This is a genomic window from Bifidobacterium sp. ESL0732, assembly GCF_029395535.1.
Lineage (GTDB): Bacteria > Actinomycetota > Actinomycetes > Actinomycetales > Bifidobacteriaceae > Bifidobacterium.
Genome location: NZ_CP113920.1, coordinates 429,394 through 450,070, shown reverse-complemented (window position 1 = coordinate 450,070; position 20,677 = coordinate 429,394). Strand labels below are relative to the sequence as shown.

Sequence of the window (20,677 nt, the reverse complement as noted above, 5' to 3'; positions counted from 1 at the left end):
CCACAGCCGGATTTCACGCATCCTCCAAATCCGAGCAGACTATTTGTGTAATACATATTTAACCCAGCGTGAAATACGCATTGCCAGATTTTCCTTTAACGACATCCCCTCGATAACACATAAAATATACCGATAAAATATACCGAATGATGATTTTCAACTGATTATGTTCTGAGACAGGTCTTCACAAATCGCGGCTAACAAGCCTATATTAAGGGTTGAGGCAAGCATAGTTGATGTAGGCCACGGCCAAGGGAGAGATTTATGGGTTTGCTGAGCGCGATGCAGGGGTTTGTGGTCATCGCCATCATCATCGGAACTGGCTACGTAGCGGCGCGTTTCAACATCGGCGGCTCGACGGCGCAGATGGTTCTGAACCGCTACGCGTTCTTCGTAACCAACCCGTTTTTGATGTTTGCTATCCTTTCCAAAGAACCGATCATGGAAATCTTCCATCCCTCGATTTTCGTCGCGTTCTTCTCCGCTCTGGCCGTGGGCGGGCTTTTCCTGATTCTCAACAAGCTTTTCTACCATATGGGAGCCGCGGACGCGACGGTCGGCGCACTCAATTCGCTCTATCTGAATTCCAACAATATCGGCCTGCCGATCGCCACCTACATTTTGGGCAATGGGGCTCTGGTGGCACCGATCCTGGTGATGCAGCAGGCGATTTTCACGCCTATCGCGCTGACGGTTCTGGACTACACGACCACCGGCAAGATGTCGGTGAAGAAGGCGCTGATGCAGCCGTTGCACCAACCGCTGCTGATTGGCTCGCTGGGCGGAATTCTCGTGGCGGCGATTACCTCGTGGATCGGTTTCTACCCAATCCCGAAATTCATTTATGATCCGGTCAACATGATCGGCCAAGCGGCCATTCCGATGATCCTGATGGCGTTCGGCATGTCGCTGCACGGCACCAAGCCGATGCAGAACAAGAGCTCGCGTTCCGCCGTCATCGGGGTTACGATTCTGAAGAACGTGGTGATGCCGTTCATCGCTTTCCTCATCGCGTTCTTCATCATGGGCTTCCGCGGAAAGGTACTCTACGCCTGCGTCGTACTCGCGGCCCTGCCCGCCGGCCAGAACGTTTACAATTACGCGGCTCGCTACAACGTCGGCATGACTTTCGCGCGTGACGGCGTGCTGATTTCCACGATTTCCAGCCCTATCGTCATCGCTATCATCGCCGCGCTTCTGAGCTGAGAAGTGGGAGCAGGATTCTGTCCGTCACTTAAGTAGCAGTGAAACCTCTAAATTGATTATCGGCGTATCGGTACTGTAAAGACACAGCATTGAGAAGCGTCTAAGGAAAATAAAACACTCCCTGTTGTAAATGCAACAATTGGCATTTTTAAACGCGCACCATTCTGCGATTCTTGCTTGGATGCGATATGCCAACGCAGCACTGAACCTTTAAATACTCTCATTTCACGCTCGATGCTGCAAACGTGAAGACTGACTGCATCGAATGCCGCTCATGCTCAATTCCAGGAACCGACGATATATCAAATACAAGCTATGCAAATCAAACGTAAGTTTGCATTCAGCCTTTAGAGGTGCGAATCAAAATGCTGATTACTTGTTGCGGTAATCCTCAGCCAGAATATTGAGACGTTCGACGAAATGGGGCCAATCGGCGTTCATCGCGGTCAGGAGCTTGCGCTTGGGGACCTCACTGACCGGAACCCAAGCGATTTCCATGCTTTCGTCGTCATTAGTGTGCGGGTTGACCTCGTGATCTGGCTTTTCGAAGGCGAAAACCGTGGTATAGGCCCACGGGCCATGTTCCTCGCGATGGGTGCCGACGACTTCGATATCCTCGGGGGTGATGTTGGCTTCCTCATAGCTTTCGCGCAACGCACCCTCGATCGGGCTCTCACCATCGGCGAGCGCACCGCCCGGAATGCCCCACGTGCCGCCTTCTGCGCTCCACATCGCACGATGCTGCATTACAATATCGGTGACTTCGCCGGTTTCCTTACTACGATGGGCAAGCAGGACGCCAGCTGCACCGTTCAATCCCCAATGACGGCGACCGCAGGCACATTCTACCCAACCGTCGCCGGGCTGATGGACGTTGTCTTTTGGCGGAACCACCGACGCGGCCTGTGCCTTGGCCTTTGCTCTGGCGGCAGCAACAACAGCTTTCGCCTTCATGCTGGACTTGATTTTGCCGGTATCTACTTGGGATTTGCCTGTAACAGATAGTGCCTCGTCACTAACTCCAACATTTCCAGCATTTATCGATACCGAATCGAAACTATCATTCGTTCCAGCGTTGTTCGCAGTTCGCGGCTCGGCCTGCATTTGTAGCTTTGCCGCAGCGACTTTGCCAAGTCCGGCGTTCCACAAATCCGTCCAAGCGACACCCATTTTTTCGACCATGCGACGCAATAGCGGCAGACTCAGGCCGAGCACACCGCTTGGGTCACCGTCGACGCCGTCGATAAACGCGCCACCAAGTCCTTCCAACGTGAAGCAACCGGCCACTTCCAGCGGCTCGCCGGACGCGATATAGGCCTCAATGTCGCGGTCGGAATAATCTCCGAAACGCACCGTGGCATGGCTGGAAGCCAGTTCCTGACGGCCGGTGGCGAAATCAATCAGGCAATGGCCGGTCCACAACTCCCCAGACTTGCCACGCATCGCACTGAGACGCTCGCGCGCGACCTCTGGGGTATGTGGCTTGCCCAACGCCTCGCCGTCGAAAAGGAACATGGAATCACAGCCGATAATCAGCGGGCCGACTGCGGCATCGGCAAATCCCGGATGCTCAGCTAAGGCTTCCTTCATCGGCTCGGCCTCGACCGGCACGGAAACGTCCGAAAAATCGCGGGTCAGCGTCGTCATATCACCGTTTGCGGGTTTCGTGATACTCGACTTGACCGCGGTATCATCGTTCTGCCCTTCGGCCTCAAGCGGATAGGCGGTAACCTGTTCGCCGCCGGCATTTCGAGCCGCCTGCGCAACCTGCCGATAGGCCTGATAGACACTCTGCGCCTTGGCCTGCGCGAGAATCATCACGCGCTGCTCGCAGCTCAGAGAGTCAACGGCCACCCCACGCGCCTTCGCCTCGGCAGCAACGGCGGCCGGCTCATCGACGTGCGAGACGTGGATGGTCGGACTGACGCCGGCAGAATTGAGCACGTTGCGCCGCGAAGGCGACTGCGAGGCGAGAATCAGCGGAATCGACATAACACTCCAAACATTTCACCGGCCACAACCGGCATAGAACGTATCTAGGTCTACCCTACCCAAATCCCGCGCCACATGTCAGGTCAAATCATATAAAAAGCAAAAAATGAAAAACAATAAGCACCAATAGACCCATTCTAAACCCTGCGAATAATCGGAAGAAAACTCAGAAAGTTATTTGTTTATGTGAGCTACGCAGAATGGCGTAGGGAACGTCGGCGGGAGATAGCGTTGACGACCACGACGCCAGCGGCGGCGAAAAGCGCGTAGAACCAGGGCTGCGTCCACCACGATTTCGCGTCGCCGGTCAGCGGCAGTACAGACACCGTTTCGGCGGTGACTTCTAGCGGTGAGGGCACCGAGACGTTGGGCGAACCGGTACCGGTCAACGTCGGGACATCCGAAGCGGGAGCATCCTGAACCTTCAGGCTCGCATCGCCGTTGAGCAGCACGTCGCCAGGAATCGTGATACTGAAGTTCCCCTCGAATTTGTGGTGCCGGTAGACGTGGCAGTAGTTGAGCCGGCAGGCCAGGTCACCGTCACCGTATCACCCTGCTCGGCGACCGCACCGACGTGGGTCGTCTTGTCACCACTTATTACCGGGAACCGCACCCGTACCGATCACCACAACGCACACGCCCAACCTCAGACGCGATACATGACCTCAAGTCTAAAAAAACACGACGGACACCCTGAGTAAGCCCATGGAAACGGCCATCCAATAAGCACCTTGTTCAAGGAGCCTACAACAGATCGTCGTGGCTCCCGGAACGCATCATGGTGATGAGCAGCTCCTTGCCGTCGATGCGATAAATCAGCAACCAGTCGGCGGCAATGTGCAGCTCCAGGTACTGCTTAAGATTCCCCTTTGAGTTGGTGGTCGCGGTATCTGCGGCGCAACGTTACGGCATCGCCTTGGGCAAGGATGTGAAAGACCTCATACAGCCGAGCCATGTCGTAGTACTTGCGCTTCAGACGCTTCAGCATCTCAGACATGATAAATTGGATCGACCTGAACGCCTTGCGCGCTGACGGGGAGATGGAGGACGCGCCAGTGGCCGCTTTTGAGCTGGGGGGCGGCGATCTCGTCGATTTGCTTTGAAGCATCGCCGTAGTGGAGAACCAACACGCACGGGCCGGCTCCAGAGACCGCGGCGGCGAAACCCTTGCCGCGCAACATTTCGATGAGCTTCCAAGAAGGTGGCATTAGTCCTTTGCGATAGGGCTGGTGAAGCCTGTCTTGCGTAGCGGCGAAAAGCAAGGCGTTCGAACGTGAAGCGACGGCGCGATTATCGCCGGGCTGATCCTGCTGAGTTTGGAAAACCGAATCACCGTGTGCGTTGCTCCCGTGACGGGATTGAAGATTGCTACCGGTAGAAGTCTCGTTTAAATCAGGATTGCTACGATTATCGCGAATGGATGATTCATTGCCTTGTAACTGGCTGACGGAATCGTTGACAAGACTTGTCGGATTCATCGCCGCTGGGAGCAACGCAACGCGGGAGATATTGAACACCGCATCCTTATATGGCAGCTTTTGCGGCAGGGCCTCGCGCGACTTCTGCGTGGAAAGCTCGAAATCGGGGACGAAGACGGCGGCGGTCATGGCACGGGAAACCGGATAGTTGACCGTATGGAAGCCAGCTCGCAGCGGTTCGCCGCCGGGGATGCCTACGGAACCAACGCCTTCCGCAGTCTCGAAATTCCACGAAACCGTGAGTCCGCCGTAAACCGCGGGGGCAACGTTGTCGGGATGGCCTTCCATGGAAGCAGCCATCTGGAAAATCGTCTCACGATTGAAATCGGCGTCGCCTTGCGCGAAAGCAGCTGCCGCGGCGATGCCGGCAACGATGGCCTCGGCCGATGAACCCATGCCGCGCGCCTGCGGAATATTGTTCTGCGCCTCTAAAGTGAAACCGAAACGGCGCAGACCGAACGCCTCGCACGCGCGACGGAAGGCCGAAACCACCAAGTGTGTCTCGTCTCGGGGCAACGTGTCCTCGCCTTCGCCGTGGATAATGACTTTGGCGGTGGTGTCGGAAAAGGCGGTGGCGTTATTGCCATTGCCTCGGCTATCGGGGTTGTCTTGATTACCGACCGGTTCATTTTCATTGATAGTAAATGTAAGCTCGTCGTGATAATCCAGCGCCAAACCGACGGTGTCGAAGCCGGAACCCAGATTCGCACTCGTGGCGGGCACACGCACCTTGACCTGCCGAACTTTCGGTGTCATCCCTGCCATAATCGTCTCCTCGCCTCATACCTATCGTCTATCACCAACCGATAGCAACAGAATAACGCCATTGTCACGGACACGGCAAACAATGCCCACGGTTGAGGATCATCCACTTGTGGCTTTTCAAACCGGCAAGCCTGCAGCCAATAGTCTATAAGCAACCCGCGTATCGTGAGGAAACGAACGCGGGTCTAAGACTTCAAACGAAGCGAAGCGAAGCGATAACGAAGCCAAGCCCTACATTTCACGCAATATCGAAGGCTCACCTATCACGAAATCGAACTTGCAGACGTCATCGACCGTTTCGCGCAAGGTACTTTCGTTGCACTGGTGCGTCACGACGCGCAAGGTCTGCAGCTCGCCGGAATAGCCGGGATCGTGCGGGGTAGGCTTCAAATCCTGGTTGATGCCGTTGATGGAGACGTTGTGGTCGGCGAAAGTCTTGGAAATCGCGGCGAGAATGCCGGGCCGGTCGCAGATGCAGAACCGCACGGCGAACGCAGCGTGGGACGAGCTCAACGGGGCCTTGGACAGTTTTTGGTACGTCGAAATCTGCGGGCCAGTGGCACCTTGCACAATGTGACGCGCTACAGTGACGATGTCGCCCATGACGGCCGATGCCGTGGGAGCGCCGCCCGCACCGCGGCCGTAGAACATCAGATCGTCGGCGGCCTGCGCATGCACGAACGCGGCGTTGTAGCTGCCATGGACGCTGGCAAGCGGGTGGTCATCGGGAATAAGCGCCGGATAGACGCGCGCGGAAACGCCGTTTTCGCCGTTGATCACGACGGCAAGCAACTTGATGACTTTGTGCTCGGCCTGTGCCAACGCAATATCATCGGCGGTAATATTTGTAATACCTTCCATGGTGACGTCATCGATGCTCACCGGGGTATGGAACGCAAGCGAGGCGACAATAGCGGCCTTGTTCGCCGCGTCTTCACCCTCGATGTCGCCGGTCGGGTCGGCTTCGGCGTAACCCTTGGCCTGCGCATCCTTCAAAGCGACTTCAAAATCAAGACCCTTGGTGGTCATTTCGTCAAGAATGTAGTTGGTGGTGCCATTGAGGATACCCAAAACGCTGGTCACTTTGTCGCCGACCAACGACTCACGCAGGGGGCGAATCAGCGGAATCGCGCCACCCACAGCCGCCTCGAAGTAGATATCAACGCCGTCTTCCTCGGCCGCGCGATAGATTTCGGGGCCATATTTCGCGAGCAACGCCTTGTTGGCGGTAACCACAGAAGCACCGCTGTCGAGCGCCTTCAGAACCAGCGTACGCGCGGGCTCGAGTCCACCCATGAGTTCGACCAAAATATCACTATGACTGGCAACGTATTTGGTGTCGGTGGTGAGCAGCGTTTTATCGATCCAAGGGAAAGTGACCTTTTTCGGGTCGCGGCAAGCGATGCCGGAGATCACGAGCGGCTGGCCAATGCGCTGCTGAAGCTCCTCTTTCTGCTCGGCCAGAATTCTGGCGACTTGGGAGCCGACCGTTCCCACACCGAGCAGACCCACGCGAATCGGGGTCGCGCTGTTGTGAATGCCTTTGCGCAAGACTTCGGCCTCGTTGCCATCGTCCTGCGCTTGCTGCTGCGACAAACCTTTCACCTGACCCATACCACTCTCCCGTTTCAACCGCTTTTGCTACATCACACTTATCTAGACTTACCAATCCTAGGTAATGAATCCGACAGCGTGCGAAGAATGGATTTTGACGCCATCCTATCGGGCTAAAGTAGCGCGAAAACCGGGGACGAATGCTTACTGGCTGCCGGTTTCTTGCTTTCAGAACTGCTCATGCAAGAAAAGGGTACACTGAGCGTCGCTAAATGGGCGATTTCTTGCATCTTTGCTTCCCCGTGCAAGAAAAGGGTCACTGAGCGTCGCTAAATGGGCGATTTCTTGCATCTCAAACCTCAAATGCAAGAAAAGGGTCGCCGGAAGTAACAGAATGAACCATTTAGTACAAATTGACGGTTCGTATCAGCTCACATCGAGGTCGAGCAGGTCGTCGATAGTTTGGCGGCGCATCATGAGATGGGCGTCTTTATCGCTGACAGCGACCACGGCAGGGATGAGCGCCTGGTTGTAATTGCTGGCCATCGTGCGGCCGTAGGCTCCTGTGACCGGAACGGCGAGGATATCGCCGCGCTTGAGATCACGTGGCAAGCGACATTCGTGGACGAGGATATCGCCAGATTCGCAGTGCATGCCGACCACGCGGGCGAGCATGGAATCCTTGAGATTGCCGTTTTCGTCTTTCGCACCGCCGCAATCGCGGTTGGCGAGCAAGGCCGTATAATCCGCACCATAAAGCGCCGGACGGATGTTGTCGCTCATGCCGCCGTCGACCGAAACATAGGTGCGTTCGTTGATTGGGTTGCCGGCACTGTCTTTCGTGCCTTCCGGAAGCGCAACGCGCTTGATGGTGCCGACGCGATACAACGTGACGCCTGCGGGCGCGACGATCCAGCGGCCGGGTTCGAAGGAAATGACGGGAGCCGGCATGCCAAGCGCCTTGTTGATCGAGGTGACGGCCTGCGCGAGTCGGCCGAGCTCGGCGTCGATGTCCATGGAATCCTCGGCATCGGTGTAGGCCACGGAATAGCCACCGCCCAAGTCGACCTCGGGCATCGTGTAGGCATCGGTGGCGTAGAAGGTCTTGCGCAGCAACATCATACGCCGTGCGGCTTCGATAAAGGCATTCGCGTCGTGAATCTGCGAGCCAATATGAGAATGGATGCCGACGAGCTCGAGGTCTTCCTGACGTTTGTAAATATCCTTGAGCACGGCGAGCGCCGGCCCGTCCGCCACGGCGTTCATGGCCTCGGCCAGTTCACGTTCCTCCTCAGAAACCTTGACATGGCTGGTATCGTAAGGATATTTGACGGAATAATCGAGCTTGGGCTTGTACGGGGTATTCGCCGAGGCTGAAGAAGCCGAATCACTAGCAACCCCATCTCCCGACTTGCTTTTTTCATTGCCAAGTTTGCCTAGAATATCAAGTATTCCCGCACCGACACCGGCCGGTAGAAGAGGCACACCGAATTTCTGGTCCTCGTGCGCGGTGGAAATATATTCGTGGCCGCCGGCGTGGATGCCAGAGGTGACGCGCAGCATGACGCGGGCACGTTTGCCCAGACGATGCGCGATGGCGGCGATGCGAGCAGGCTCGTCAGGCGAATCGACGACAATCTTTGAAAAGCCCTCTTTGATCGCCAGTTCGATTTCTTCGTCGGATTTGTTGTTGCCGTGCAGCACAAGCCTGCGACCCGAAGCGCCTGCGGCGAGCGCAATCTTGATCTCCCCCATCGAACAGGTGTCGACGTGCATACCAGCCTGCGTGACGATGCGCACAATCTCCTTGGAAAGGAACGCCTTGCCCGCAAAGCTGACGTGAGTGGTGTTGGTATTGAAGGCTTTCGCGGCGGCAGCGACGAACTTTTTGGCGCGAACGCGCACTTCGTCGGTATCGATCAGGTAAAGCGGCGAACCGAACTCGTCCAGCAACGACGCGGCACTGTGCCCGTGGAACGTCAGTTCGCCATCTTTATCGAACGCCGTCGCTTCCGGCCAAATCGGAGTGATGCCCATAATCCGCCTCTTCTTTTCGTCTGTCACCGTATTTTTAAGCTGTACATAACGATAGCGAGATGTAATGAAAATGCCGGAATTATCTCAATTCGAGGACTTGTTCATGCCAGTCAGGCAAAAACCGGCACGCAGAAAACGCAAAATAGTACAGGTTTGGCAGACGAGTATTCAGCCATTGCAAATCTGCATGGCGACGCCGTCAGACATTATCTCAAAACCATGCTTTTGATAGAACGCCGCGTTCTTGCTTTCCTCGGGCATGACCTCGATATAGAAATAGTCGGCGTAACGCTGCTTGACCATCTCAACCATGTGGCCCGCGATACCCTGCCCCTGATATTCGGGATCGACTAAAACGTAATGTACATAGGCCATCATCGAGGTGTCGTCGAGCACACGCACCAGACCGACGAGCCTGTCGCCGTCCCACGCCGAAAAGACCATGGAGGAACCCATCAAGGCCTTATATAAACGTTCTGGATATTTTCCGGAAACCCAGCCGACGGAAAGAAAGAGACGCTCGACCTGCGCTTGCGTGAAACATTTCTCATCCGTAAATTTGATGCCTTCGTTGGCCATTTTTCTCTCCTTTGTTTCGTCTCTGCATATTTACCATATCTGCCATATACAAAAATTGGTCGCGTTGTTCCACAATGGAAAACGCGGCCAATTCGCTATATATTCTTCTCTTACATCTTGTCTGGCGCAGTGACACCAAGCAACACCAAACCGGAGGCAATGACGCGCTGGACGGCGTCGTTCAACTGCAGGCGGGCTGCGGCGCGGGCCGGCTCAGGGTTCTTGGCGACCCGTACGGCTTCGAGTTTGGCGGCGTCCTTTTCGCGGGCTTCGAGATCCGTCAAATCCATCGGCACCACACGTTCGAGGTTGTACCACTTGTGATACGTTCCGGCGAGCGCTTCGAGATAGTGCGCGATCTTGTGCGGGGCACGCAGATCGCCGGCGTCCGAGACGACGGACGGCCACTGGGCCAAGGCTCCAAGCACTTCGCCGTCGGCAGGAGTATCAAGCAGTGACAGATCGGCGACATTCGCGTCGATCTTCGCGGCTTCGGCATTGCGATCGACGTTGCAGCTACGGGCGTGGGCATACTGAACGTAATACACAGGATTCTCGTTGGTGTGCGAAGCCAGCACGTCCAGATCGATGTCGACGCTGGTGTTATAGTCGGTGCGGGCCAGCGAGTAACGCGCAGCATCCACGCCAACGGCCTCCACCAAATCGTCGATGGTGACGACGTTGCCGGCGCGCTTGGACATGCGCACAGCCTTGCCGTCCTTCATCACGTTGACCATCTGGCCGATGAGAATCTGCATGTTTTCGCCGGGTTTGTCGCCGAACGCGGCGCACATCGCCATCATGCGGCCGATGTAGCCGTGGTGGTCGGCACCGAGCATGTAAATCGCAATGTCAGCAGGTGCGGAAGGCTTGCCGTTACGGTGACGCTTGTTGTAGTAGTAGGCGATGTCAGCGGCAAAGTAGGCGTACTCACCGTTGGACTTGATGATGACGCGGTCCTTGTCGTCGCCATGCTTGGTAGAGGCGAACCAGGTGGCCCCGTCCTTCTCATAGATGTCGCCCTGTTCGCTCAGTTTGGCGATGGCCTCTTTGACAGCACCGTCCTGATACAGGCTGTTCTCGTGGAACCACACGTCGAAGTTGACACGGAAATCCTTCATGGACTGCTGGATTTCGGCGAACATCATCGGCACCGCGCGCTTGCGGAACTCCTCGCGTTGTTCGGAATCGCCCTCTCCCAAATCGTTGCCGTCTTTGTCCTTGCCGCCGTCGACGCGGGGCAGGGCAAGCACATCGATGCCGTCGGCCTTGGCCTCGGCGATCACGCGGTCGGCGATCTCGTTGATATAGGTACCCTTGTAACCATCGGCCGGGGTCTCCTCACCGTGGGCCGCCGCCACCAGCGACTTGGCAAAGCGATTGATCTGCTCGCCGTGGTCGTTGAAGTAGTATTCGCGCACGACCTTGGCTCCGTTGGCCTCGAGCACGCGGGCCATCGAGTCACCGGTCGCCGCCCAGCGCACGCCTCCGATGTGAATCGGGCCGGTCGGGTTGGCCGAAACGAATTCAAGGTTGAGCGTCTTGCCGCCCAAGTGGTCGTTCAGACCGAATTTCGTGGAATGAACGGTTTTCGCCTCAGTCTCAGTTCCAGCAGCTTCGGTAACGCTGTCCTTGCCTTTCCAGACCGCCACACCCTTATCGACGGGCTCCACATCAACGCCCTGCTTAAGAATCTGTGAAACCACGGCGGCCGCCGAAGCGGAATCAAGCGTGATATTGATGAACCCGGGACCCGCCACCTCAACAGAGGCAATGCCGTCGGCATCCCGCAGTTTCGCTGCAAACGCCTCGGCCAAATCACGCGGCTTCATCCCAGCCTTCTTGGCCAGCTGCATCGCCACGTTCGACGACCAGTCGCCGTGCGCCCGGTCCTTCGGCCGCATAACCGCCAGCTTCTCGACCGGCGGAATCAATTCAACGGTCAGTTCGCCGGCATCCCCCGCCGAAACCAACTCATGTGCAATATCAGAAATAAGTTCACTTAACGCTTCAGGATTCATGCACCTCAGTCTAGCGTGTCGAGTGAACCTTCCAGCCGGACCAGAGGAACAAAGTTCAATCTGCAATAATGGTGCTATCATCGTGTCGATTTTTCATAATCCCGATATCATCAAATTTCAAGATCGAGAAATCATAGCGAGCGCAACATGACAGAAAAGTTTAAAGTATACTGAAAACTTTTCATCAAAACTCACATGGTTTTCAGTACAGTAAAAACTTCTCGGCATTGCAGGAAACACAAGTTCCTTCGCAACCTGCGGACGAAAGCCTACGCATCGACCAGTAATACACTTAGACTATGACCGCAAGATTCCAATGCCTGTATTTGTCTTCGGGATATCGGGGATCAAAAGCCTACGTTGTCCCAATCGACCTTGACGATAGCCGATCTGACATAACCCGGAATCGCCAGGCCAAGAAAAACCCCGCCGACTACGCACATATAGAATGGATTACGCATCAGGAGCAGCGCTACCAAGGCAACCGCCGAAACAGCGACCGTAGCCCAAGACACGCCGATGAACCACCGGTACGCCGTCAACGTCAGCCGCTGCACCATTGTCAGCAACAACGCAGCCATCGCCCCAAGCAACACCACTTGGGTCATCGCGGCAGCAAAGGCCACCAAATATTTGGTTTCATTGCCGCAGAACCAGAACAGGGCCGCGAAGAAAAGCGAAGCCACGGCCCAACCCAAACAAATCATGGCAAATTCGAACACCACCAGACGCTCCGGCCGATAGATCCCGTTGGTTTGCTGCCTGCACAACCCGCCAAGATCCTCATCGACGTAACGCAGATAACTGGCGTCGCCATGTGCCTGCGCACCGTTGCCGTCGCTGACACCCGCCACCTTGCGACCCAGACGAAATGTGGGCACATAGAACGCAATCGCATCCGAAACCGCGGACCTCGCCGACTGCCCCGAAACAAAGATGCCCACAGTCTGCTGCGCATGCCGCGAATTCCCTATCCCCAATTCTCGTGTAATACGCGCGTTGCACTGGAGCACCCACGCGACGTCCATCATGCACTGCAACGCCTGCGCGTACGTGGCACACGAGGCAACGGGATAATAGCGCGACGACGAATCCTTGTACAAGACGCTCCAAGCCCCGTCGTATTTGCCAAGGCAGGCACTTGCCTTGCGAATCCTGTCGACACTGAAATACTTGGGCGAGACGACTTCCGCCGCCCGCTCCGGCACCTTCCAGTCCTCGCCACGATAAGTTTCGACGAGATCGACTATGGCCGTCGGCCTGGAAGCGTACGGATTCTCCATCAGCAATGTCAGATACAGCACAGCGCTTTCCGGGAAAAGAAAATCAACCAATGCATCGTCGTCGTCACTCGTATTCGGACTTGTTTGCCGCTCAGGTTTTCGCCTCGCCGACATTTTATCGGGCAAACAACTAATGCTGTATTGTCCATTTTCGTATACGCAACGATACGAGCGCCGGCTTTGCCCGTCGGCTACCGGCACTTCAGCATCGGCCGCGTACTTTTCGGACTCGGCGATGCAATCAATGGATTCTTCGCCCACCAACACGCGATATCCCCGATCCGCCGCTGCCCGCTGCAAAGCCGAAAGCCAATCATGCTTTGCATTGAGGTGGATGAGAATAACGGATTGGTCCGCCACAGCAGATGCCTTTGTGGGTTCAGTATCGGTATCGTGAGTTTGCGGTATTTGCTGGTGCGCTGAAGGGTCCTCGGCCGGAGTGGTTTGGACTTGCGAAACGTTTACAGGCCCTTTACCGGCTTCCGCTTTTGCGTTCGCCGGGCCTGAAACGGAAATATCACGAACCGGCTGGTTGTCCTTCATCTTCTTCGAGGCACTCTGCGATGTCTTGCTCCGGTCTTCCCACTGCGTCGCCGCGCTCGCACGATAGTATCCGTTGTGGAGCTTGAAAGACAAAACTAGGGACAGCAACGTAAAAATCGCCGTAAACACGCTGAGCGTTATACTGAAATTCTCGTCGTCAATAATCCGTAGGCTCTGAGTATGGAACCTGTCGAAAATCGTTGCCGCCAACACCAAGAGCAAACCGAGCAAGATTGCCGGCACACCGAACGTTTTTACACGCGCACTGATTGGTAACGGGGCTCTGAAAATAGCCATAAATATGGCATAACAAAGCAGGAAAACTGCCAGCACACCGAGAAGGACGAGCATGATTCTAGACAGAATATTCAGCGGTTCGACAATAAAAACAAGCATCATAACGGTCCAGAACAGCCCGCAAATACCAATCGCCAGTACCAGCACCCGCCGAATCAGCTGAAGGGGCCGCGCGAGGATGTCAGCATTTTGGAAATATCGCTTTATCGCGATTAACCGATTTTCCGACCGCGCATCTTTAGCACTGCCTGATTTCATATCTGAAGCCCATCTCGGTACTATAAAATACTAAAAATCACTAATACAGCAAAGTATACGTTATCGACTTTGTGGGCCCAACGGGATTCGAACCCGCGACCTTTCGCTCCGGAGGCGAACGCTCTATCCAGCTGAGCTACGAGTATCTTATCCACAATATCAGCATATTCAGGACGTACTTACGACAAACACCGAGATGACAGCATAGTGTCAGCTGTCGCCTCGGTATTTCTCCATTAGTCAATTATTCCAGCGAATGCTTCGTTTTCGTAAACATGCCGAAACATTTGAGTGCACCACCCACGGCTAGCGCCACAATGACGATTAACGCAAGACCCCACACGGTAGCGCCTGTCGCAGCGATGGTCTTCGGTTTCTGCTCTTGCGCTGTTGCCCCAGGCTGATTGGGATTCGGCGTAGGAGACGAACCTGGACCAGGAGCAGGAGACGGATTTGGAGCAGGAGCAGGAGCGGAACCAGAACCAGACGACGGTGGCGAGATACGTGCCAGCGCGGATTGTGCTTGGATCAAATCGGCGACGGCTGCATCAATGCCCTGCTGGGTGACAGGTTCCGTCAGATCCTGCGCATCGGCGATGGCGTTCTGCGATTGCGCCCGATCCAGTATGGATTCAGCGCTCTTCAATGCGCCGGCGAACGGCTGCCAGCTTTCCTTGGTGTAGTCCGCCTCATTGAGTTTCTGCGCCTCGCTGATTGCATCTTGCAGTTTGTCGACCTTCACCTTGTTCGGCAGGTCAGCCGCCACCGCGAGCCACGAGATGACCGGCTTATTGCCGCCCGCACCCTCGTTGGTGACCACATAATCGACCGTGGCCGGAGCATCGAGCTTGAAATGCAGCGCCTCATGCAACTGGGTGTTGGAACCGGACAAAGCAACCGTTCCCTTCTCCCCGATCTGCGTGCCACCGACACTCACGCTCTGATACATCGTGCGATCCTGGCTCCACCATTCGGCGAATCCAGCAGTCAGTGTATAGCTGCCAGCGTCGAGCGGCAGATGATAGATCTGCTTGGTGGTGTCCTGATAGAGACCGGTCGAATACTTGTCGTTGACGTCGGTGCCGCCTTTGACCTTGACGCCGGCAGCCTCGTAGCCCCACTCGTTTGCGGATGGTGCCACACGGTCGACCGCATCGTTTTTCAGCGGTTTGCCGATGGCATCCCGCTCGGCCTTGACGGCGAGATACTGCGGGGAATCCACGCCGGAAGTGCCGGAATCGATATAGTACCGAAGGCCTGCAGGCACCACTTCGATGCGAGCGCTCACAGCCTTGTGTCCGCTGGTACTGGAGCTATCGGCCACAGACCCTCGCACATCAATGGTGTCATATTCACTAGCTTGGGCGAAGGCCTTCAGGGATTCATCGGACCACTGCACATCGGACTGCTTGCCGTCGATGGCTACCGAGGACGGCAGCAAACCTCCGGCGGGTGCCGCGATCACACCCAGCGGCATCGGCTCGTGTTCGACTCCCAGCCAGCTGATGACCGGGTCTTTGCCACCGTCGGAAAGCACTTTGAAGGTCACGCTCGCGTCAGCGCCAAGGCTGAAATCGACCGTTCCCGTACCGTTTCGACCCGCCGTGGTGAGACTTGCCATGTGAGTACCTTGCGCTGATTTGGCAACTCCTCCCTCATTCCAGCTTGCCTCGAGCTTCATCGGACGGTTCTCCCCGCTCCACCACTCCGTGAAGCCTGCGGTGATGCGGTAGGATCCGGTTTTCAGTGGCAGCGTATAGTCCAGCTCTTTGCCGTTCTGATATAGCCCGCTTTGGTATTTGCTATTATCGGAACCGGCCTTGACCACGGAGTTGTTGCCATAGCCCCAAGCCGTCGAGGGATCACCAGCAGCACCGGCCTTCTGATCGGCAACCTGGTTGAGCAATCCTGGCACGCCCGCCTTCACCGACTCGTATTCAGGCGACGAAGCACCCGCTCCGGAATCGATGAAATAAGCCATATCCTGCGTGGGGAGGATTTCGACATTGGCGGTGAAGCGGTGCTTGAGCCCGTCCTTCAGCGCCGTGCTGATACCGGAAACCGTCATCCAGGAGTATGCACTAGCCTTGGCCACTGCTTGAACGCTCTCGTCGTTCCATGAAACGTTGGCCTGTTGTCCGTCAATCGCGATTGTGGCAGGAAGACCACTGTCGGCGCTCACTGCCGGCATGGCACCGAGATCGTCGATATCGGGGCTGACGTCCTTGCCGACCAAATTCTTCGCAGCGGCATCGAGACGAGCCGCGAGAGCAGAGACGCCTTCGGCATCCAGCCCATATGCGGCAGGGTTGCCGAGCGCGGATTCCGCAGAGGCACGAGAAGCATCAAACACATTCCACGTGGTTAGGTAGTATTCGTCGGCCTTGTAATCCTTGACCTTGTCAAGGCCGGCACGCAACGCACTGGCATCGACCTTGCCGGAGTCCACCGCCGCGTTGTCGGCATCGCTGACGATACCCACGGCGTCCACTGAGAACGGTTCGGCGCTCGCGGTTTCGATGACGACAACGTGCTGCCCCTTGTTCAAGCCGCGAAGCATGAATGTCGTTCCGAGATTGCCGACTTGCGCAGTGGCGGCATTCGCCATGATTTGCTTGCCATCGACGCTGACGTTGAGACGCGCCTTGCCGCTGTTGGCACCGATGATATCGAGACCCGTGCCGGCAAAACGATAGGTAAGCGTCGCGCCTTTGGCCGTGCTCGTGGAAATCGAACGCTTGTAGACGAACATGCCCTGGCCGTCGAGATGCTGCCAGTCCTTGTTAAATTGCAGGATCGGCGTGGAGGTATCGTCCCAGCTGCGCTGATGCATATTGTCGATGAAATCGGTGTAATAAGGCGTATAGCCCGCGATCCGATCCACCTTGAGGTCATCGAAACGCACGTTGGTGAAGCTGGTGCCGATCTGCACACGACCGCTGGCCTGCGACGCAGCGTCACGATAGGTACCGACCACTACGCCATTGACCAGCGCAGTATAGGTATCGCCTGCCACACGGATGGCGATGGTGTTCCACTGGCCCAAACCGGCCTTCCAATTCGCCCCGGCAACATCGCCGAGTTTTCCTGAGGCCACATTCGTACCGAAACGCTGCAGAGCCCAATCTCCCGATGGGGTCACCTTCAGCTGTGCGGCAGAGGCACCAATGCCATTGGCATTGCCGCCCTGCTCCCTCGCGCCGATGGTGACGTATGCGTTCTTGCCGTTGTCGGCTCCATTTTCGAAATTGACGCGAATGCTGGCTTCGTAATTGGCCCAGCGATTGTCGCCGATCGTCGTCATCGGGTCGCCGCCGTTCCATGCGCTGGCATCCATCCCCTCACCGACCTGCTGGCGCAGGACATGGCTGCCGTCCGAAAGTTTCACGACTTCGAACGCACCATTGGTATCGTCGGTATATCGTGGAGTGGCACCTGTATCACCGCCACGGGAATGCAGATAATCCTCTTCAACCGTCGCACCTTTCTTGTAAGTCTCAACCTTCTTGCCCTGATATTCGAAATCATCGGTGTACAAGGGTCCGGCATTGTCCGAGCTTTGGTCGAGAACGGCCTGGTCCTTACCGTTCACGTACTCCTTGGAGGTCGGCAGCATGCTTCCTTCGCCATCGCGAGGCACCAGTCCGTCCTTCTCTCCGGACTTGGCATAGTCGAGGGTCGTCGCGGTGAGCATGGAGAAGGGTTTGACGCTGAACTCGTAGACGCCTTGATTATCAGGAGAAATCTGTGCGACAGGACGCACATAGTTGCCATTGTAGGGTTGGCCGACATCGGCTGCCGTCGTCTCCCACAATTGCACCGGTGCGGATGCACCCGCCTTGAGGTTCATATTTTTCGATGTGATGCGGTAGGACTTGGTCTGCGGCGAATCGTTGACAATTACCGTCGAGAAATCAGTTTTATCCGGTGCGGCAAGTGTCATATAGCTGGTTGCACCGCCGCGCGAGCTGGAGGATCCGGTACCGCGACCGGGCGGATTCCCGTCGGTTATATCACTTCGGGAAGCAGCAGGAATGCCGCGCCAAATGCCGGCGGTGTTCGTCGCGTTCTCATATCCGGTTTTCGCGAAACGTGAGAACTGTTCCAGCGTCGCCAAACCACCGTCATAATGCATCCAACCACTCCAAGGATCACGCGCGGAAAGCAGCTCCTTCGAGGAGTATTGGAATCCGTCGTAGAATGACCCGATTGCCGGCTGATAGACGAAATTGGTACGGCGCGAACTGGTAAAGCCCTTGATGGCGGTGTTCGCCATTTCGAGGGCAGAATTGATGCCGCCGATGCCCACGCCGGATTTGCCGTCGTTGTTGCCATCGTTGGTCCCTGCACCTTCACCACTGGCAATGTTCATGGTATTGTTGGGGCGGTCGGCCGTAAACGAGAACGTGGCCTGAGCCTCGGAGTTCCAAACTTCCTTGTCCTGCTGGTCGGCGAGCTTCTTGAAGTCGCCGTTCCCGTCATCAGCCGTGTTGTAGTGGAATCCTGCGATATCAACCGCATTCATCAGATCAGCGTCCTTGAACATCTCCGCGCCGAAGGAACCGGTGCCGACCTCGTCGGAAATCAACGTACGGATCTTGTGGAACGATTCCTTTTCGTTGGCATCCTTCCAAGCGGGTACATCGCGGCCGTCAAGGTCCTTGACAGTGCCGGCTCCATCAAATCCGCTCTCATCGGTTTTCACACGGTTGGCGAAATCCTTCGTCCATGCATAATCGGGCTTCTGCTCGTTGATATGTGGATTAACCGAATCCACCATATAGCCGTATTCGCGATACAACGCAAGAATCGTGTTCTTATACCACTTATAGATATTGTCGTGATTACTGTCCGAACCGACCCATGCCGGGTACTCCCATCGCAAAATGCTCACTTTCAGCCTAGGATTGACCTTGAGCGCATCGTTAGCGAGCTGGAAGCCAGGCTCGCGTGCCACATCGGGATATTCATTCGGCCCACGCATCACAGAGGCATTGGGACCGGTGGATGTGTTGCGGTCGTTACCCATTTCGACTTTGACCGTGTTCATCAACGGATGTTTACCACCGAAGAGTACATCAATCATCTGCCAGTATTGCTGCGGATGCTCCGCCTTGTAATCCATGAGCAGACTGCTTGTGGAATTGGCGCTCAATTCTCCAAAACCCTTAAAAGTCAGGCCGTTTTTATTGAGCGCGGCCTGAGCTACATCGTCACCATTGACGTTCACTTCAATGGGATCGGAACCCGATTGAGCGTTCACGACATTCACCGATCCTCCAGCCGAACCCTGCGAAGCCATTGCGGGCGTCACCCCCAAAGCCATCGGAACGGCCGCCATCATGGCCACCGCGACCATCATGATTTTTTTCATAGTCGTACGATAATGCACACCCACACCTCGGGCCTTACCCGATTGCCGCGTTAGCATATTCCCACCTCATTATGGTCATACATTGGATTTTCTCTTTTTCAATTGCCTTTTCGCGATGTACTCCGGCAAACCAAAATCACATCACAAAACAAAAATAAGGGCAATTATTGTTTATTATAAAGCGATTATTGTCATCATTAAGCAATTGCCAGAATTTGTTCCATCCCTAATGCCCAAACTTCAAAACCAGCAAAAGCTCCACGTAGCAAGCCGACACATCATAAAGCATAAAAGCCACTCTGCCATCAAGACGAATTGTGGGCCCAACGGGATTCGAACCCGCGACCTTTCGCTCCGGAGGCGAACGCTCTATCCAGCTGAGCTACGGACCCAAACAACTTTTCAAGCATAGCACCGCAACCGACCAACGGCGTGGCCTCGACGGCACCAGCGGTTGGCCGCCGAGCAGCTGCGAACCCGTCACTCGTAGACACAACTTTGCATAACTATTCGTCAATAATACGTTTGGAAACGAGCATTTCGACAAATTTCCGCCGTTTCGGCTCGCATATATGCACAAACAAGTGCACAACGCCGCCATTTCGTCTAGACTTGGAATATGTCTCCTGAAATGAATGACTTCGAATTCGACCGGCGGTTCTTCTGCCGGACCATGCCTACGGAACTCGACGACGGCAGCGCGCCGACGCTTATCGTGCAGAGCTACTACGTGCACTCTGACAACTACGCGCTACGCGTGCGTCTGATCAGCCGGAAAATCCGTATCGAAATGAACGGCGACACCGACGCGATGGCGGTGCTCGACCAATACCGCGACAGCTTCACCGAGGCATCCGTCACCATCAAAGGCCCGTCGGTGGGCGGCACACGTTACGAGGCGGAACGCGAAATCGACGCCAACATCGCGGCGGAACTCATCAAGCGCGGCGGTCAGGTCATCATCAAGAACCGCTTTGCCGCTTGGATCGGTGAGGACGGATGGGACATCGACGTGTTCGGCGGGTCCAACGCGCCGCTTGTCGTGGCCGAAGCCAAGCGCTCGAGGCCGTTGACGAATCTCATCATCCCCGATTTCTGCGTCACCGAAATCACTGACCAAACTCGTTTCTCCAACGATGGGCTTGCCAGCAGACCATTCGGGACCTGGAGCAAGGACTTCGATCGCGAGTTGACCGAACAAGGCCCGCATTTCGAGCAGATTTACGGCCGCAACCGTCACGAATCATCGACTTCCGACGTATCTTTCTGACGGCGGCGTCGCAAAAGTGC

General features: G+C 55.9%; 13 protein-coding genes and 2 tRNA genes. 2 read left to right on the top strand and 13 right to left on the bottom strand.

Translation table 11 applies throughout. The features are described from left to right. Positions 1–264: 264 nt before the first annotated feature. Positions 265–1,206: an AEC family transporter gene (locus OZX70_RS01525; RefSeq protein WP_277181469.1), complete on the top strand. Its 942-nt coding sequence runs from the start codon at positions 265–267 to the stop codon at positions 1,204–1,206. A 372-nt stretch (positions 1,207–1,578) separates the two neighbouring features. Here OZX70_RS01525 and OZX70_RS01520 read toward each other — a convergent pair whose 3' ends face one another. The 13 genes from OZX70_RS01520 to OZX70_RS01460 form a co-directional block, all read right to left on the bottom strand. Then, entirely contained in the window at positions 1,579–3,198 is a 1,620-nt protein-coding gene (locus tag OZX70_RS01520) for a Maf family protein (RefSeq protein ID WP_277181467.1), read from the bottom strand. 191 nt (positions 3,199–3,389) lie between these two features. Beyond that, positions 3,390–3,650, bottom strand: coding sequence for a hypothetical protein (locus OZX70_RS01515; protein ID WP_277181464.1), 261 nt, complete (start codon positions 3,648–3,650; stop codon positions 3,390–3,392). A gap of 292 nt (positions 3,651–3,942) precedes the next feature. Beyond that, a complete protein-coding gene (locus OZX70_RS01510; RefSeq protein WP_277182062.1) occupies positions 3,943–4,020 on the bottom strand; it encodes a hypothetical protein in 78 nt (25 codons plus the stop codon). 34 nt (positions 4,021–4,054) lie between these two features. After that, a complete protein-coding gene (locus OZX70_RS01505; protein WP_277181461.1) occupies positions 4,055–4,195 on the bottom strand; it encodes a hypothetical protein in 141 nt (46 codons plus the stop codon). Continuing rightward, the gene (locus OZX70_RS01500) at positions 4,188–5,432 is read right to left on the bottom strand and encodes a homoserine kinase (RefSeq protein WP_277182061.1); all 1,245 of its coding nucleotides are present in this window, start codon (positions 5,430–5,432) and stop codon (positions 4,188–4,190) included. Before OZX70_RS01500 ends, OZX70_RS01505 begins: the two co-directional genes overlap by 8 nt. A gap of 240 nt (positions 5,433–5,672) precedes the next feature. Next, the gene (locus OZX70_RS01495; RefSeq protein WP_277181459.1) at positions 5,673–7,055 is read right to left on the bottom strand and encodes a homoserine dehydrogenase; all 1,383 of its coding nucleotides are present in this window, start codon (positions 7,053–7,055) and stop codon (positions 5,673–5,675) included. A gap of 366 nt (positions 7,056–7,421) precedes the next feature. Beyond that, positions 7,422–9,032 carry a diaminopimelate decarboxylase gene (locus OZX70_RS01490; protein WP_277181457.1) on the bottom strand — a complete coding sequence of 537 codons (1,611 nt, stop codon included), beginning with the start codon at positions 9,030–9,032 and terminating at the stop codon, positions 7,422–7,424. Between the two features lie 168 nt (positions 9,033–9,200). Next, positions 9,201–9,611 (bottom strand): GNAT family N-acetyltransferase, encoded by a 411-nt coding sequence (locus OZX70_RS01485; RefSeq protein WP_277181454.1) that lies wholly within the window; start codon positions 9,609–9,611, stop codon positions 9,201–9,203. A 110-nt stretch (positions 9,612–9,721) separates the two neighbouring features. After that, on the bottom strand, positions 9,722–11,632 hold the full coding sequence (gene argS, locus OZX70_RS01480; RefSeq protein WP_277181452.1) for an arginine--tRNA ligase: 1,911 nt from the start codon (positions 11,630–11,632) through the stop codon (positions 9,722–9,724). Positions 11,633–11,979: 347 nt separating this feature from the next. Continuing rightward, positions 11,980–14,013 carry a hypothetical protein gene (locus OZX70_RS01475; RefSeq protein WP_277181450.1) on the bottom strand — a complete coding sequence of 678 codons (2,034 nt, stop codon included), beginning with the start codon at positions 14,011–14,013 and terminating at the stop codon, positions 11,980–11,982. 72 nt (positions 14,014–14,085) lie between these two features. Further along, positions 14,086–14,153 (bottom strand) — tRNA-Arg (locus OZX70_RS01470). 104 nt (positions 14,154–14,257) lie between these two features. Next, positions 14,258–19,444: a family 16 glycoside hydrolase gene (locus OZX70_RS01465; RefSeq protein WP_277181448.1), complete on the bottom strand. Its 5,187-nt coding sequence runs from the start codon at positions 19,442–19,444 to the stop codon at positions 14,258–14,260. A 261-nt stretch (positions 19,445–19,705) separates the two neighbouring features. Further along, positions 19,706–19,779, bottom strand: a tRNA-Arg gene (locus OZX70_RS01460). 227 nt (positions 19,780–20,006) lie between these two features. Between OZX70_RS01460 and OZX70_RS01455 the strand changes: the two genes are divergently transcribed. Further along, positions 20,007–20,657, top strand: coding sequence for a hypothetical protein (locus tag OZX70_RS01455; RefSeq protein ID WP_277181446.1), 651 nt, complete (start codon positions 20,007–20,009; stop codon positions 20,655–20,657). Positions 20,658–20,677: the final 20 nt, after the last annotated feature.

Excerpts from the sequence above, each read along its gene's own strand:
- OZX70_RS01525 (WP_277181469.1), top strand. The coding sequence starts at position 265 with ATGGGTTTGCTGAGCGCGATGCAGGGGTTTGTGGTCATCGCCATCATC.
- OZX70_RS01520 (WP_277181467.1), bottom strand. The coding sequence starts at position 3,198 with ATGTCGATTCCGCTGATTCTCGCCTCGCAGTCGCCTTCGCGGCGCAAC.
- OZX70_RS01505 (WP_277181461.1), bottom strand. The coding sequence starts at position 4,195 with ATGTCTGAGATGCTGAAGCGTCTGAAGCGCAAGTACTACGACATGGCT.
- OZX70_RS01500 (WP_277182061.1), bottom strand. The coding sequence starts at position 5,432 with ATGACACCGAAAGTTCGGCAGGTCAAGGTGCGTGTGCCCGCCACGAGT.
- OZX70_RS01495 (WP_277181459.1), bottom strand. The coding sequence starts at position 7,055 with ATGGGTCAGGTGAAAGGTTTGTCGCAGCAGCAAGCGCAGGACGATGGC.
- OZX70_RS01490 (WP_277181457.1), bottom strand. The coding sequence starts at position 9,032 with ATGGGCATCACTCCGATTTGGCCGGAAGCGACGGCGTTCGATAAAGAT.
- OZX70_RS01485 (WP_277181454.1), bottom strand. The coding sequence starts at position 9,611 with ATGGCCAACGAAGGCATCAAATTTACGGATGAGAAATGTTTCACGCAA.
- argS (WP_277181452.1), bottom strand. The coding sequence starts at position 11,632 with ATGAATCCTGAAGCGTTAAGTGAACTTATTTCTGATATTGCACATGAG.
- OZX70_RS01475 (WP_277181450.1), bottom strand. The coding sequence starts at position 14,013 with ATGAAATCAGGCAGTGCTAAAGATGCGCGGTCGGAAAATCGGTTAATC.
- OZX70_RS01465 (WP_277181448.1), bottom strand. The coding sequence starts at position 19,444 with ATGCTAACGCGGCAATCGGGTAAGGCCCGAGGTGTGGGTGTGCATTAT.
- OZX70_RS01455 (WP_277181446.1), top strand. The coding sequence starts at position 20,007 with ATGTCTCCTGAAATGAATGACTTCGAATTCGACCGGCGGTTCTTCTGC.